Annotated in this window: 15 protein-coding genes and 1 tRNA gene; 14 read left to right on the top strand and 2 right to left on the bottom strand. The window is 29.2% G+C overall.

What is annotated here, in order from left to right; all coding sequences use genetic code 11:
* Positions 1-408 precede the first annotated feature (408 nt).
* From KO506_RS15870 to KO506_RS15860, 3 genes are read left to right on the top strand one after another with little or no spacing between them, the layout of a single operon-like run.
* A complete protein-coding gene (locus tag KO506_RS15870) occupies positions 409-1,239 on the top strand; it encodes a septum formation inhibitor Maf (protein ID WP_303437080.1) in 831 nt (276 codons plus the stop codon).
* Positions 1,240-1,251: 12 nt separating this feature from the next.
* Entirely contained in the window at positions 1,252-1,653 is a 402-nt protein-coding gene (locus KO506_RS15865) for a hypothetical protein (protein WP_215995902.1), read from the top strand.
* Positions 1,654-1,707: 54 nt separating this feature from the next.
* Positions 1,708-2,154: a KTSC domain-containing protein gene (locus KO506_RS15860; RefSeq protein ID WP_215995901.1), complete on the top strand. Its 447-nt coding sequence runs from the start codon at positions 1,708-1,710 to the stop codon at positions 2,152-2,154.
* A 74-nt stretch (positions 2,155-2,228) separates the two neighbouring features.
* On the opposite strand, the gene trxB is transcribed toward KO506_RS15860, so the two are convergent.
* Together trxB and KO506_RS15850 are read right to left on the bottom strand one after the other, a co-directional pair.
* Positions 2,229-3,176 (bottom strand): thioredoxin-disulfide reductase, encoded by a 948-nt coding sequence (gene trxB, locus KO506_RS15855; RefSeq protein WP_215995900.1) that lies wholly within the window; start codon positions 3,174-3,176, stop codon positions 2,229-2,231.
* A 123-nt stretch (positions 3,177-3,299) separates the two neighbouring features.
* Complete coding sequence (locus KO506_RS15850; RefSeq protein ID WP_215995899.1) at positions 3,300-4,376, bottom strand: PQQ-dependent sugar dehydrogenase; 1,077 nt, start codon at positions 4,374-4,376, stop codon at positions 3,300-3,302.
* 83 nt (positions 4,377-4,459) lie between these two features.
* Between KO506_RS15850 and KO506_RS15845 the strand changes: the two genes are divergently transcribed.
* The 11 genes from KO506_RS15845 (at position 4,460) to KO506_RS15800 (ending at position 15,625) form a co-directional block, all read left to right on the top strand.
* Positions 4,460-4,534, top strand: a tRNA-Pro gene (locus KO506_RS15845).
* Positions 4,535-4,765: 231 nt separating this feature from the next.
* The gene (locus KO506_RS15840) at positions 4,766-6,025 is read left to right on the top strand and encodes a site-specific integrase (protein ID WP_215995898.1); all 1,260 of its coding nucleotides are present in this window, start codon (positions 4,766-4,768) and stop codon (positions 6,023-6,025) included.
* 70 nt (positions 6,026-6,095) lie between these two features.
* The gene (locus KO506_RS15835) at positions 6,096-6,518 is read left to right on the top strand and encodes an HYC_CC_PP family protein (protein ID WP_252726895.1); all 423 of its coding nucleotides are present in this window, start codon (positions 6,096-6,098) and stop codon (positions 6,516-6,518) included.
* 110 nt (positions 6,519-6,628) lie between these two features.
* Positions 6,629-10,357, top strand: a complete 3,729-nt coding sequence (locus KO506_RS15830) for an efflux RND transporter permease subunit (RefSeq protein WP_215995897.1) — start codon at positions 6,629-6,631, stop codon at positions 10,355-10,357.
* Positions 10,354-11,571 (top strand): TolC family protein, encoded by a 1,218-nt coding sequence (locus KO506_RS15825; RefSeq protein WP_215995896.1) that lies wholly within the window; start codon positions 10,354-10,356, stop codon positions 11,569-11,571. Before KO506_RS15830 ends, KO506_RS15825 begins: the two co-directional genes overlap by 4 nt.
* Before the next feature lie 5 nt (positions 11,572-11,576).
* Positions 11,577-11,801: a hypothetical protein gene (locus KO506_RS17135; RefSeq protein WP_252726894.1), complete on the top strand. Its 225-nt coding sequence runs from the start codon at positions 11,577-11,579 to the stop codon at positions 11,799-11,801.
* Positions 11,771-12,130: a helix-turn-helix domain-containing protein gene (locus KO506_RS17225; protein WP_354667563.1), complete on the top strand. Its 360-nt coding sequence runs from the start codon at positions 11,771-11,773 to the stop codon at positions 12,128-12,130. Before KO506_RS17135 ends, KO506_RS17225 begins: the two co-directional genes overlap by 31 nt.
* A gap of 74 nt (positions 12,131-12,204) precedes the next feature.
* The gene (locus tag KO506_RS15815) at positions 12,205-12,930 is read left to right on the top strand and encodes a heavy-metal-associated domain-containing protein (protein WP_215995895.1); all 726 of its coding nucleotides are present in this window, start codon (positions 12,205-12,207) and stop codon (positions 12,928-12,930) included.
* Between the two features lie 11 nt (positions 12,931-12,941).
* Positions 12,942-13,433, top strand: a complete 492-nt coding sequence (locus KO506_RS15810) for a DUF305 domain-containing protein (RefSeq protein WP_215995894.1) — start codon at positions 12,942-12,944, stop codon at positions 13,431-13,433.
* Positions 13,423-15,192: an efflux RND transporter periplasmic adaptor subunit gene (locus tag KO506_RS15805; RefSeq protein WP_215995893.1), complete on the top strand. Its 1,770-nt coding sequence runs from the start codon at positions 13,423-13,425 to the stop codon at positions 15,190-15,192. Before KO506_RS15810 ends, KO506_RS15805 begins: the two co-directional genes overlap by 11 nt.
* Before the next feature lie 28 nt (positions 15,193-15,220).
* Positions 15,221-15,625 carry a heavy-metal-associated domain-containing protein gene (locus KO506_RS15800; protein WP_215995892.1) on the top strand — a complete coding sequence of 135 codons (405 nt, stop codon included), beginning with the start codon at positions 15,221-15,223 and terminating at the stop codon, positions 15,623-15,625.
* The last annotated feature ends 89 nt before the right edge of the window (positions 15,626-15,714 follow it).

Below are 15,714 nucleotides of genomic sequence, written 5' to 3'. Positions count from 1 at the left end.
TTAACAAAAACCAAGTAACTGATATAGCTTTTGAAGCCCATATTTTATCCATAGAAAATCTAAAAACAAGAAAAAAGAGCAACAATTGAAGTTCAGTTTAACTCCTTTTCTAATAGAAAAATTCTAGAAAACAATCCTTTTGTTTTTTATAGAAATAGATGGAAAAAGATTTAGTTTATAACTTTAAATTAATTTAAAGTTATACTAACACACTGCATTAAGTTTCTTAAGAATTAAGAAAAGTTCTGTTATTATACTTATTTCAAATTCAAAAAAAAAATCATTCTAAATAGTTTTTGTAATTTATCGTAAATTAGTTATATTAAAGCATCAATTATGAAACGAATCACAAAAATATATTTACCATCTCTTCTAAGTCTACTCTTTTTTTATTGTTCAAAACCTGAAGTGAAAAAAGAGAAACCAAAATCAAATACAATTATAGTAAAAAAAAATCCTGACTTTGATAAATATTGGTATTCAGGAAAAGCAGAAATAACTTCGTATAAACTATTACAAGTTCGTTATGGAGAAATTTATGAAGGAACTGCTGTAAACATCTTTGTAACAGAAGGTTTTTTACCCGAAAAACAAGTAAAAGCTGATTATCAAAATAAAAAAAATATTCCTGTTATAAAATTAAATAGTACTAAGAAATTTACAACTGGTATTTATCCATATTCTATAATGACAAGTACCTTCTCTCCTATTAATATCAACAAAAAAGCTCTTAAAATTTCTTTTTCTAGTCAAGAATGGTGTGGAAATACTTTTGCTCAATTAAACAATAAAAGCGATTATCAAATTCAGTTTTATTCTTATTTTGAAACCAATTCTGATAAGAAAATTACATTAAAAAAAGAAATTTTAGAAAATGAACTTTGGAATCAACTGAGAATATCACCAGAAAAAATACCTATTGGTGAATTGCAAATTATTCCATCTTTTGAGTATTTGAGCTTGAATCATAAAAAAATTAAAGCTTACAAAGCTGAGGCTAGTTTGGTGAAAAACAGCAATTTTTTAGTCTATACAATCAATTACCCATCACTAAAAAGAAAACTTTCTATACAATTAACAAAAGAATTTCCATTTATTATAGAATCTTGGGAAGAAGAAATAGTTAGTCGTAATAAAACTTTAATAACTAAAGCAGAAAAAATAAAAACGTTACAAACTGCATATTGGAGTAAAAATGGAACTGCTGATGTTGATGAACGAAAAGCATTAGGCTTATAAATTCATATAATTATGAAAATATCAGAATCTAAAATTTTCATTCTATCTGGATTAGTAAATATAATTGCTATTTTAATTTTATCTCGCTTTTTTACTAACCAATATATTCCTAAATATGATGCTATAGTAATGTCTAACTTTGGGTTATTAATCATTGTTCTTTGGGGTTTTGCGTATATCTCAGTTGCTAAAAGTTATAAAAAAGTAAAATGGATTGTGGCTGTATTTGCAATCGAAAAACTAATTTATGCACTTATTTGGTTGAATTGGCGTCTACAAAACAATATTTCTCCAATTTTTGAAAAAGATATAATGACTGGTATTTTCTATTCAATTTACGGAATTAACGATACTATCTTTTTTATCTTCTTCTCTATGGTTTTTATAAAATTATTTAGAAATAAAGCTATTTAAAACAGCTAATCCCTTTTTTATCAATACTTTTGCACGCAATTTGAAAACAAAGCAATGAAACGTATAAAACAATATAAAAAACTCTTTAACGTAGAAGGAGCAATCGATCTTAAAGAATTAAAGAAAACTTATCGAGGTTTAGTAAAAGAATGGCATCCAGATAAATTTCAGGATGAAGAAAAAAAAGCAGAAGCAGATATAAAAAGTACAGAAATTATAGATGGATATCACTTTTTGGTAAGTATTGCTCCTGAAACTAAAGAAGCAAATTTAGAGGCTTATAAAAAAACGATTACAGAATTTCAAGTTGCAGATTGGCATCATAAAAGTATGTTGTTAGAAGTAACTTTTACTGATGGTAATACTTATGAATATTTTGGTGTAAATAAAATTCTTTTCGGAAAATTTGTAAATGCTAGATCTATGAATAATTTTGGTAAAAGAAATATTTTTAATTCTTTTACGTACAGAAAATCGATGAAAGCTTCTGTATCAGCTTAAAACACTGATTTAATTATATAAAAAAAAGAGATTACAAAAAATGTAATCTCTTTTTTTTATATCAAAATTTAAATCTATTCTAAAGCACCTAAATAGCGCTCTGCATCTAGAGCTGCCATACAACCAGTTCCTGCAGCAGTAACAGCTTGTCTGTATTCTTTATCTTGTATATCTCCTGCTGCGAAAACTCCAGGCATATTTGTTTTTGTAGATTTCCCTTCAGTAATTAAATAACCTGTTTCATCCATATCTAAAACACCTTTAAATAAATCTGAATTTGGTTTATGACCAATAGCAATAAACACTCCTGTTACAGAAATATCGTGCTTTTCTTTTGTTTGATTATTGATTGCTCTTACACCTTCTACAACATTACCACCTAAAACCTCATCAATTTCTGTATTATATAAAACTTCGATATTTTCAGTTTTATTAACTCTATGTTGCATTGCTTTAGATGCTCTCATATAATCTTTACGCACCAGTAAAGTTACTTTTTTACAAATATTCGCTAAATAAGTAGCTTCTTCAGCAGCAGTATCTCCTGCTCCAACAACTACAACATCTTGTCCTTTATAGAAAAAACCATCGCAAGTGGCACAGGCAGAAACTCCACCTCCAATTAAACGTTGTTCACTTTCTAAACCTAAATATTTTGCAGTTGCCCCAGTAGAAATAATAATTGTTTCTGCTTCAATTTCTTTAGACTCATCAACAATCACTTTGTGTTTACCTCCTACTTCTGGGTTTAATTCTACTTTAGTAACTAAACCAAAACGAACTTCTGTACCAAAACGTTCTGCTTGTTTTTGTAAATCAGTCATCATAGCTGTACCATCAGTTCCATTTGGGTATCCAGGAAAATTATCAACCTCTGTTGTAGTTGTTAATTGACCTCCCATTTGCATACCTGTGTACATTACTGGTTTCATGTCTGCTCTTGCAGCATAAATTGCGGCAGTATAACCTGCAGGTCCAGAACCAATAATTAAACATTTAATTTTTTCTATATTTTCAGACATAATATTGTGTATCAATTTTGAATAGTAAAAATAAAAATTTTTACATCTTAAAAAAGAGAAAGTTTATAAGTTTTTATGATGAAAAAATAAGAGAAAAGAATAGTAATAAAATAAGTTAAAAATCTATTGTGGTAGCAAACGAACTATACCCAAATTTTCAACTCCTATATAGATAAAACCGTCTAAACCTTGCTCAATAGAACGCACTCTACCAATATCTTTCAGTAATTTAACTTCTTTAAAAACTTTATTTCCTTTTAAAATACATCTGCTCACATATTGGAATTTTAATGAACCAACTAACAAATTACCTTTCCATTTTCCATATTTATCACTATTGATAAAAGCCATACCACTTGGTGCTATAGAAGGTGTCCAATAATGAATAGGACTTTTCATACCTGGAGCACTTGTTTTATCTGTAAATTTAGTACCACTATAATTAATTCCATAGCTTACTTTTGGCCATCCATAATTTTCTCCTTTTTGTATGATGTTTATTTCATCTCCACCTTTTGGTCCATGTTCATGAGCCCAAATTTCATTAGTAAAAGGATTCATTTCCATTCCTTGCGGATTTCGATGTCCATAACTATAAATTGCCTTTTTGGCATTTTTATGATGTACAAACGGATTATCTTTAGGGATTGAACCATCATCATTCAATCGATAAATTTTGCCACAATCTCTGGTAATATCTTGCGGATTTACATCTCTATTCCCTCTGTCTCCAATGCTAAAATAAATATGATTTTTTTCATCAAAAGTAATTCTAGAGCCAAAATGTTGACCTCTTGTAGTATTTGGATACGCCTTATATAAAATTTCTTTATTTATTAATTGATTGTCTTCTAATTTTGCCCTCATTAAAGTGGTGTTACCTCCACTACCTGAACCTTCTGAAGAAGCGAAAGTAAAATAGATCCACCCATTTTCTTTGTAATTCGGATGTAATTCAACATCCATTAAACCACCTTGACCACGAACATAAATTTTTGGAAGATTTGTAACCTGGGTTTTCTTACCATTTTTAAAATGAATTAACCTTCCATCTTTTTCTGAGATTAACATAGAATTATCTGGCAAAAAAGTAAAACCCCAAGGATTTTTTAAACCAGGAACAATCAATTCATATTCCTTATTTTGAGAAAATATTGATAAACTAAAGAAGAATATTGTTATAAAAATAAAATGTTTCATAATCTTTAAAATTAAAATCTAAAAACAAATACAATATATAAATATTATTCTATATTTGCAGTCCTAAATTTGATGACTATTTTCGGGGTGTAGCGTAGCCCGGTCATCGCGCCTCGTTTGGGACGAGGAGGTCGCAGGTTCGAATCCTGCCACCCCGACTAAAATGAATACCAATAGAAACTAAAACCTTGTAAATCGTATGATTTACAAGGTTTTGTAGTTTTTGGGTTATCATAAGAATTGAATTAATATAGTTTAGTTTGGTTCACAATTCGGTTCACAGTTTCAAAACACAAAAAGTGTGAACCAATTGAAGCCTCAATAAACTGTATTTGAAATAGTTGATTTGACTTTCGTCTAAAAGAATGTTTAATTAAAAGACGACAACTATGAAATCACAAATTAATTTTACCTTATCTTTTTGGGTAAACGCAACACGTATTAAAAACAACCAAGTATCTGTATATGGTAGAATAACTGTAAATGGCAAAAGAGCTAATATTAGCTTACAACGAAAAGTTATTCTATCTGAATGGGATTCTAGAAGAGGAAGAGCAAAAGGTAATAAACAAGAATCACGTTTACTCAATAGATATTTAGACCAGGTTAAAAATAGAGTTTATACAGCATATGATGAACTTATAAAAGAAAAAGCATTTATCTGCTCTCAATCTATTAAAGCTCGTTTTTTAGGTGAAGACAATGAAGAATATTCTTTACTTACTTTAATCGATTATCACAACACTCAAATGAGTGAATCTTTAACTTATGGGACTTTAAAAAACTACTTCACAACTCAAAAGTATATCAAACTATTTTTGACTAATAAAAGAAAAATTCAAGACATATATTTATCTCAATTAACATATCGTTTTGTTGTTGACTTTGAAAAATTCTTGCGTTCATATGTTCCTTCAGACCATCAAAAACAGATGGAAAACAACACAGTAATGAAACATATTCAAAGACTCCGTAAAATGGTAACTTTAGCTTATAAAATGGAATGGATTGACAAAGACCCTTTTATAAAGTTTAAGCCCACTTATATTAAAAATGAACGCGAATTTTTAAGAGAAGATGAGTTACAAAAAATCATTAAAAGAAAATTTGATATAGAAAGATTAATCCTGGTCAAAGACTTGTTTATTTTTAGTTGCTATACAGGATTATCTTACATAGATGTTATGCAGCTAAACGAAGATAACATAAGTTTAGGAATTGATGGAGGTAAATGGATTATCACAAATAGACAGAAAACACACAATAAAGTTAAAATACCTCTATTACCAATAGCTGAAATTTTAATTAAGAAATATAAAGGTCACATTAAAACAAAAAAAACTAAAACATTATTCCCTAACATTTCAAATCAAAAATTAAATTCATACTTAAAAGAAATTGCAGATTTAAGTGGCATAAAAAAGAATCTTACTTTCCATATCGCTAGACATACTTTTGCTACTACTATAACTTTAAGTAATGGTGTGCCTATAGAAACTGTTTCAAAATTATTAGGTCATACAAAAATTGCTACAACGCAGATTTATGCTAAAGTTATTGAAAGAAAAGTTAGTGATGATATGGCTTCATTAAGAAGTAAATTAGAGAAAACTACTTACAGAAGTAAAAATATAGAAATAGGCAGATAAATTTGAGGTTTTAATTTTTTAACATACTATTTAATCTTTTTTGTTACTATTTTGTACCTTTGTATTCAGAATGTCAAAGTTATCACATAAAATATTAGCTATTTTAATGTCGTTTGTAGTTTTATTTTCTACAACTTCATTTGCTATCACAAAACATTTTTGTGGTGTGACTCTTGTAGATACTGCAATTTTTTCTGAAGCTTCAACTTGTGGGATGGAAAGTCAAAAAGATACTTCTCCAACTATTTCTGGTTGTTCAATCATAAAAAAAGATTGTTGCAAAGATGAACAAGTATTAATTGATGGTCAAGACGAAGTACAATTGCAGGTTGATAAAATATCTTTTAACCAAGAATTATTTATTGCTTCGTTTATCTACACATACATTAATCTTTTTGAAAATTTAGAGAATAATGTATCTTCATTCGAAGAATACGAACCACCACTCGTCATAAAAGAAATCTTCAAGATTGACGAGACTTATTTAATTTGATTTTTAAACAATAGACTATAATATCCTATAACTGCAATGTTATAAGGATAATTTGTTGTATTCGATGTTTTTCTAACATCTATGTCTAACTGTTTAATAATCAAAATATAATGCTAAATAAAAGCATCAAATTCTTAATAGAAAATAAACTTGTCGCAGTTTTATTGCTCTTACTTTTTGTAGGTTGGGGTACTGTAAATGCTCCTTTTAATTGGGATATTCCATTTTTACCAAGGAATCCTGTAGCTGTTGATGCCATTCCAGATATTGGCGAAAATCAGCAAATAGTATTCACAAAGTGGGATGGTCGTTCACCTCAAGATATTGAAGATCAAATTACATATCCATTAACAACTTCGTTATTAGGTATTCCAGGAGTTAAAACAATTAGAAGTTCTTCTATGTTTGGTTTTTCCAGTATCTACATTATTTTCGAAGAGGATATCGAGTTTTATTGGAGCAGAAGTAGAATTTTAGAAAAACTAAATTCATTACCTAACAATTTATTACCAGAAGGTGTAAATCCTGCTTTAGGTCCAGATGCCACAGGTTTAGGACAAATATTTTGGTACACTTTAGAAGGTCGTGATGAAAAAGGAAACGTTACTGGTGGTTGGGATTTACAAGAATTGCGAAGTATTCAAGATTACTACGTAAAATACGGATTGTCATCTGCAAGTGGCGTTTCTGAAGTTGCCTCAATTGGTGGTTATGTTCAAGAATATCAAGTGGACGTGAATCCAGAATTAATGCGTCAATACAATATTGGTTTAAATCAAGTTGTAAAAGCCGTTAAAAGTAGTAATCAAGATATTGGAGCACAAACTTTAGAAATCAATCAAGCTGAATATTTAGTTCGTGGTTTGGGGTATATTAAATCTATCGAAGATATTGAAAACGCAGTAGTTATTTCCGAAGATTTTACAGCAATCAAAATAAAAGATATTGGTAAAGTTTCTTTAGGTCCTGCTACAAGAAGAGGTTTGTTAGATAAAGAAGGGGCAGAAGTTGTTGGAGGTGTTGTAGTTGCAAGATATGGCGCAAATCCTATGGAAGTAATTACGAATGTAAAAGCTCAAATTGAAGAATTAAAAGGAGGTTTACCAACAAAAGTTTTAGCAGATGGTAGAACATCACAAGTAACTATTGTTCCTTTTTACGATAGAACAGAATTAATTGAAGAAACTTTAGATACACTAAATGAAGCGTTAACATTAGAAATTTTGATTACCATTTTGGTAATTATTGTAATGGTTTTCAATCTTCGAGCTTCAATTTTAATATCTGGTTTATTACCTGTTGCAGTTTTAATGGTTTTTGTAACGATGAAACTATTTAATGTGGATGCAAATATTGTAGCACTTTCAGGTATTGCAATTGCGATAGGAACTATGGTTGATGTTGGCGTAATTCTCGCCGAAAATATGATTCGTCATTTAGATGATAAAAAGTTACAAACTCGTGAAGATGGAACAAAATATACTACAGACGAAGTAATTTATAATGCAACTGCAGAAGTTTCTGGTGCCATTTTAACAGCAGTTTTAACAACAATTATAAGTTTTGTACCTGTTTTTACGATGATTGGTGCAGAAGGTAAATTGTTTAGACCTTTGGCGTTTACAAAAACAATGGCACTATCAGCTTCTTTGGTTATTGCTTTGTTTTTAATTCCCCCTTTTGCAGCTTATCTATTCAGAAAAACAACGCTAAAAAAATCTTTTAATCATATTATAAATATCGCTTTAATAGTGGCTGGTATTGTAATTACAATTAGTGGTTATTGGTTAGGAGTAATTCTAATTGCTTTTGGAGTTAATGGTTTATTAGTTGTTATAGGAAAACTAAACAAGAAAAATAACAACCTTATAAATATCATTATTTCTTGTACAGCTATTATATTCTTACTCGCAGAATATTGGCGTCCATTAGGTTTTAATAGAAGTATCTTCATCAACTTACTTTTTGTAGCCATTATTTGCTTTGGTATTTTAGGAATATTTTCAGTTTTTAGAAAATATTATGGCCAAATTTTAAAATGGGCCTTGGCTAATAAAATATTGTTTTTAATAATTCCTGCAACTGTTCTTATTTTTGGAGGTTGGATTTTAAACAACACAGGTAAAGAATTTATGCCTTCTTTAAATGAAGGTTCATTTTTATTAATGCCAACTTCGTTGCCACATTCTGGAGTTGCAGAAAATAAACGCGTTTTACAACAATTGGATATGGCAGTAACCACAATTCCAGAAATTGAAACTGTGGTTGGTAAAGCTGGTAGAACAGAATCTGCTTTAGATCCTGCACCTTTATCAATGTATGAAAATATGATTCAGTATAAAACTGAATATATAAGAAATTCAGAGGGAAAAAGACAACGTTATAAAGTAAATGAAGATGGTGCTTTTGAATTGAAAAATGGTGGTTTTGTAACAAATCCGAATAATTCTAAAAATGTCTCCTTGAGCGTAGTCGAAAGGTCTCAACTTATCGAAGATGAAGATGGAGAATACTACAGAAATTGGCGACCAGAAATTAGTTCTCCAGATGATATTTGGAATGAAATTGTAAAAGTCACCAAATTACCAGGCGTTACTTCTGCTCCAAAATTACAACCCATAGAAACAAGGTTGGTAATGCTTCAAACAGGTATGCGTGCACCTTTGGGAATAAAAGTAAAAGGACAAGATTTAAAACAAATTGAAGCTTTTGGTTTGCAATTAGAAAGCTTTTTAAAACAAGCAGAAGGTGTTAAAGTAGAAGCTGTTTTTGCAGATAGAATTGTTGGAAAACCATACTTACTGATTGATATTGATAGAGAAAAAATAGCACGTTATGGAATTTCTATTGAAGATGTTCAGAATGTTTTAAAAGTTGCAGTTGGTGGTATGCAATTAACTCAAACTGTGGAAGGAAGAGAACGTTATGGTATTCGAGTTCGTTATCCAAGAGAATTGCGTAACAATCCTGAATCGATAAAAGACATTTATATTCCTGTTGAAAAAGGGAATCCTATTCCTTTAAGTGAGTTAGCAACGATTAGATATGAGCAAGGTCCACAAGTTATAAAAAGTGAAGATACTTTTTTAATTGGTTATGTATTGTTTGATAAATTAGATGGTTTTGCAGAAGTTGATGTAGTAGAAAATGCCCAAGAATTGTTTCAACAAAAAATAGATTCTGGTGTATTAACGGTTCCAAAAGGCATCAGTTATAAATTTACGGGAACTTATGAAAACCAATTACGTGCAGAAAAAACACTGTCTGTTATAGTTCCATTAGCATTAGCAATTATTTTCTTGATTTTATATTTTCAGTTTAAATCGATTGCTACATCATTTATGGTTTTTACAGCCATAACCATTGCTTTTGCAGGTGGTTTTATTATGATTTGGTTATATGGGCAAGATTGGTTTTTCAATTTTAGCTTTTTTGGTGCAAATATGCGAGACTTATTTAATATGAAAACCATCAATTTAAGTGTGGCAGTTTGGGTTGGTTTTATTGCATTGTTTGGTATTGCTACAGATGATGGTGTAGTTATGGCAACCTATTTAACACAAACTTTTAAACGTGAAAAACCTGCAGATAAAAAGAGTATACGAGCTTCAGCTTTACAAGCTGCAGAAAAAAGAATTCGTCCTTGTTTAATGACTACTGTTACAACAATTTTAGCATTATTACCAGTTTTAACCTCTACAGGAAAAGGAAGCGATATTATGATTCCAATGGCGATTCCAATTTTTGGAGGAATGGTTATAGATATCACATCTTATTTTCTTTTACCTGTTTTATATAGTTGGAGAGAAGAATTCAAATTAAAAAAAGAAAACAAATGAAAAATTTAATTTTTACACTCATAAGTTTTTTAGCTTTTGGTTTTTCAAATGCACAAGAATTAAATGTACTTATTGAGCAAGCTCTAAAAAATAACCCAGCAATTCAAAAATTTGAATTGCAATATAATATTGCTTCAGAAAAAGTGAATGAAGTAAATACATTGCCAAATACTGAATTTGGTGTTGGGTATTTTGTAAGTGAACCAGAAACAAGAACTGGAGCACAACGTTTTAGAATTTCTGTGAAGCAAATGTTGCCTTGGTTTGGTACAATTACTTCCAGAGAAAGCTATGTTTCTTCTATGGCAGAGGTTAAATATGAAGACATTGTTATAGCCAAACGAAAACTAATTACTTCAGTTTCCCAATCATATTATAATTTGTATGCAAATAAAGCAAAGCAAAATGTTTTAAAAGAAAATATAAAACTACTTCAAACTTATGAAACATTAGCATTAACATCCGTTGAAGTTAATAAGGCATCTATGGTAGATGTATTGCGTTTGCAAATGCGCCAAAATGAAATGGAGCAATTATTGGCAATTTTAAATCAACAGTATTTAGCAGAACAAACTACCTTCAATAAGTTATTGAATCGTGATAAATCAATTATTATAAATGTTGTGAGTGATTTGAATTTTCCTGCAGAAAATTTTGATACCAAAACTAATAATTTATCAGTTCATCCAGAACTATTAAAGTACGATAGATTGTATCAATCTATAGAAAAATCAGAATTATTAAATCAGAAAGAAAGCGCTCCAATGATTGGTTTTGGTTTAGATTATATAAATGTTACAGAACGTCCAAATATTAGTTTTAGTGATAATGGTAAAGATATTTTGATGCCAATGGTATCTCTTTCTATTCCTATTTTTAATAATAGTTATAAATCAAAAACCAAACAAAATAGCTTACAACAAGAAGAAGTTTTAGCACAGAAGCAAGAACGAAAAAATAAATTAGAAACGTTTTTAGATAAAGCAAAAAACGAACGCATTTCTGCAAGAATTAGTTATAAAACACAAACTAAAAATCTGAAACAAGCTAAAAGTGCAGAAGAAATTCTAATTAAAAACTACGAAACTGGTACTATAGATTTTAATGATGTTTTAGATATTCAAGAGTTACAATTAAAGTTTGAAATGAATCAAATTGAATCTATAAAATCCTACTTCGTACAAACCACAATTATTAATTATCTAACCAATTAAAAAAGATGCAAACACTAAATATAAAAAATATGGTTTGTAACAGATGTAAAACAGTTGTTCAACAGTTATTTAATAATGTAGGTTTTCAGGTCTTGTCTATAGAACTTGGTAAAGTTGTGATAAAAGAAAATGACAATAATAATTTTGAAAAACTTGAAAAGGCATTAAAAAAGGAAGGTTTCGAAATTATTAAAGAGACATCAAAAGCTTTGATAGAAAAATTAAAATAGCACTAATTAAACATATTGATAAAAGTGACACAGACTATATACTTTCTGAATTAGCAAACGAATTAGGTAAAACATATTCTTTTTTAAGCAAGTCTTTTAGTAAATCTGAAGGCATAACACTTGAGAAATATTTTATAAGTCTCAAAATTGAAAAAGTAAAAGAACACATCCAACTAAATCACTTAAACTTTACAGAAATAGCGTACAGTTTAAACTATAATAATAGCAGTCATTTAGCAAAACAATTTAAAAATAATACAGGTATTACAATGACAGATTATAAAAAATCGGAGATATGGAATAGAAAGTCTTTAGACAAAATTGTATAAATATGAACCATAATTAGAAAAGTAAATTAGAAAAGCTCAATGTAATTTTACAGATTAATTTAAAATATTTAATAATGAAACACACGTATAATATTACAGGAATGACTTGTGGTGGTTGCAAAGCTTCCGTAGAAAAATATTTAGGAGATATAAATAATGTTACCAATGTTTCTGTAAATCTCGAAAAAGGAGAAGCAGAAGTTACAATGGAAAAACATATAGAAACCAAAGTTCTAAAAGATGCTTTGCCAGAAAAATATACACTTTCAGAAAAAAATGAAGAAAAGAAAGAAATACCAGCAGTAGATTTTGGTGAAGAATTTGAAAAATCAAAATTCGAGCAATTAAAACCATTATTTCTAATCATCTTTTATATTACAACTGCAGGTATTTTATTGAATTACAAAAACTGGAATTGGAGTAGTTTTATGCTCGATTTTATGGGTTTATTCTACATTGTATTTAGCTTTTTTAAAATGTTAGATTTAAAAGGATTTCCAGATTCATTTAGAATGTATGATTCTTTGGCAAAAAGAGTCCCTATTTATGGGAATATTTATCCCTTTATAGAAACTGCATTAGGTCTAATGTTTTTAATGCGTTTCGAAATAAATATAGCTCTAATAATTACACTGGTTATTTTAGGTATTACTACAATTGGAGTTACAAAAACACTTTTAGACAAAAAAGCAATTAGATGCGCTTGTCTTGGTACTGCTTTAAAGTTACCAATGACAGAAGCTACTTTTATAGAAAACGCAATTATGATTATAATGGCAGTTTTAATGTTAACAATTTAAAATAGAAAATTATGAATTCAAATGAACACAAAAACAATAATAAAAATATGAGCAATTACACCAAATTCCTTTTAATGTTAGGTTTATCTTTTATAGCGATGTACATAACTATGTATTTAAACACATACGAATTTGACCACGTATATTTTAGTCTAACACGCTTTTATATGGTTTGTTTAGGTACTTCTACAATGGCAGTTATAATGTGGTTTTTTATGAGAAATATGTATAAGAACAAGAAAAAAAACATTGCAATTCTTATTGGAAGTTTTGTGCTTTTTGCAGGTTCATTAGGTTTGGTTCGTGAGCAGAAATCTACAGTTGGCGAAGTTCTTTGGATGAAAGCAATGATTCCACATCATTCAATTGCAATCCTTACAAGTGGAAGAGCTGATATTAAAGACCCAGAAGTTAAAAAATTGGCAGAGGATATTATTAAAGCGCAGAAAAGAGAAATTGAAGAAATGAAAGCGATGATAAAACGATTAGAAAATGAAAAATAAAAATATAGCAATCTATTTGGGAATACTTGCTTTCGGTTTGTTGTTAGGCTATTTTTTCTTCGGAAATTCTTCTGATAAGTCAACTCACAATCATAATGAAGTTTCTACAAAAAGTCAAATGTGGACGTGTTCTATGCATCCGCAAATTATGAAATCAGAACCTGGTGATTGCCCAATTTGTGGAATGGATTTAATTCCTGCAGAAAATAGTTCAGATGGTTTAATGGCAAACCAATTTAAACTGACAGAAAATGCAATGGCTTTAGCAAACATTCAAACGTCTATTGTTGGTAATGATAAAGTAGAAAATAATGGAATTCTATTATCAGGAAAAATTGTAGAAAATGAAGAAGAAAATGCTATACAAGTAAGTTATTTCTCTGGTAGAATAGAACGTTTAAACATCAATTCTACAGGTATAAAGGTTAATAAAGGGCAACTATTAGCAACTATTTATTCACCAGAATTATTTGCTGCACAACAAGAATTAATTACTGCTTCCTCTTTAAAAGAAACACAACCAACATTATACAAAGCTGTTCGTAACAAATTAAAATTATGGAAACTTTCAGAAACTCAAATTAATCAAATTGAGACATCAGGTAAAGTAAAAGAGAACTTTCCTGTGTATGCAACTGTTACTGGTACAGTTTCAGAAAAATTAGTAGAAGAAGGTTCTTCTGTAAAACAAGGGCAACCTTTATTTAAAATAGCAAACTTTAACACTCTTTGGGCAAATTTTGATGTGTATGAAAATCAGATTGGTTTGTTTAAAAAAGGTCAAGAAATTTCTATAACAACAAATACTAATAAAGTAATTAATGCAAAAGTAGATTTTATAGATCCTGTTTTAGATACAAAAACAAGAACCGTAAAATTAAGAGTTGTACTTAATAATAGAAACAACCTATTAAAACCAGGAATGTTTGTTGAAGGAAAAATTAAAGGAATCAATTCCGATAAAGGAGCAATTATTTCTATACCAGCATCAGCAGTTTTATGGACAGGAAAACGCTCTGTTGTTTATGTAAAAACGAATGAGAATGCTCCTGTTTTTGAAATGCGCGAAATTACATTAGGCAATAGAATTGGCAATAACTACGAAGTTTTAAAAGGTTTAAAAAATGAAGATGAAATAGTAACTAATGGAACTTTTACGGTTGATGCAGCAGCTCAATTACAAGGTAAAAAATCTATGATGAATAAAAAAGGTGGTAAAGTAATGACAGGTCACGAAAATCATCTTGGTATGGCAAAGAATACTTCATCAATAACAAACAGCTTCAATAAAAACGAGAGAATAGAAGTGTCAGAAGATTTTCAAAATCAATTAAAAACAGTTTTTAATGCGTATATAAAATTAAAAGATGCTCTGGTTAAAGAAGAAACTAATAAATCAATTTTAGCATCAAAAAAGCTATTAGAAAACATATCTAAAGTAGATATGAAATTACTAAAAGATAATAAAACTCATACAGATTGGATGTCTTTAGTAAAAGAAATAAAAAAAGCTACTACATCAATTTCTACAACATCAAATATTGAAGAACAAAGAAGTCATTTTAAAAATTTGTCTTTAAACTTAATAAAAGCAATTCAAATATTCGGAATCAACACAAAAGTGTTTGTAGAATTCTGTCCTATGGCAAATAGCAACAAAGGTGCTTATTGGTTAAGTAAAGAAGAAAAAGTAATTAATCCTTATTATGGTGATAAAATGTTAACCTGTGGTGAAGTAAAACAAGTAATAGAACAATAAAACAAATTAATAATTAAATTTTAAACAAATGAAAAAAGTAATTTTAAGTGCAGTAATTATTGCAGCAATAGTATTTGTAAGCTGTAAAAACGAAGGAAAAAAAGAAACAAATACCAACAAAACTGAAGTTTCTAAAGAAGTGGCAACAACAGAAATTTCTTTTGGTGTAAGAGGAAACTGTGGTATGTGTAAAAGTACCATAGAAAAAGCAGCAAACAATGTTGATGGTGTTGCAACTGCAGCTTGGGATGTAGATAAAAAGAAAATTGCTGTTTCTTTTGATGAAAGTAAAACGAATGTAATGGCTATTCATAAAGCAATTGCAGCTTCAGGTTATGATACAGAAAAAGCGAAAGGAGATATAGATGCTTATGATAATTTACCTGGTTGTTGTAAATATGACCATACTATGGAAATGAATCAATCTAATTAATAAAACTACAAAGAGAAGAAGTGCTTTTTAAAAGTACTTCTTTTTAGAATTACAAAGTGTGATTTCTTTTTTGCACAACCATTGCACTA

It is taken from the genome of Polaribacter vadi (assembly GCF_018861005.1).
Taxonomy (GTDB): Bacteria; Bacteroidota; Bacteroidia; order Flavobacteriales; family Flavobacteriaceae; genus Polaribacter; species Polaribacter vadi_A.
The sequence above is the reverse complement of the archived record's forward strand: the minus strand, read 5'-3'. Positions and strand labels throughout refer to the sequence as shown.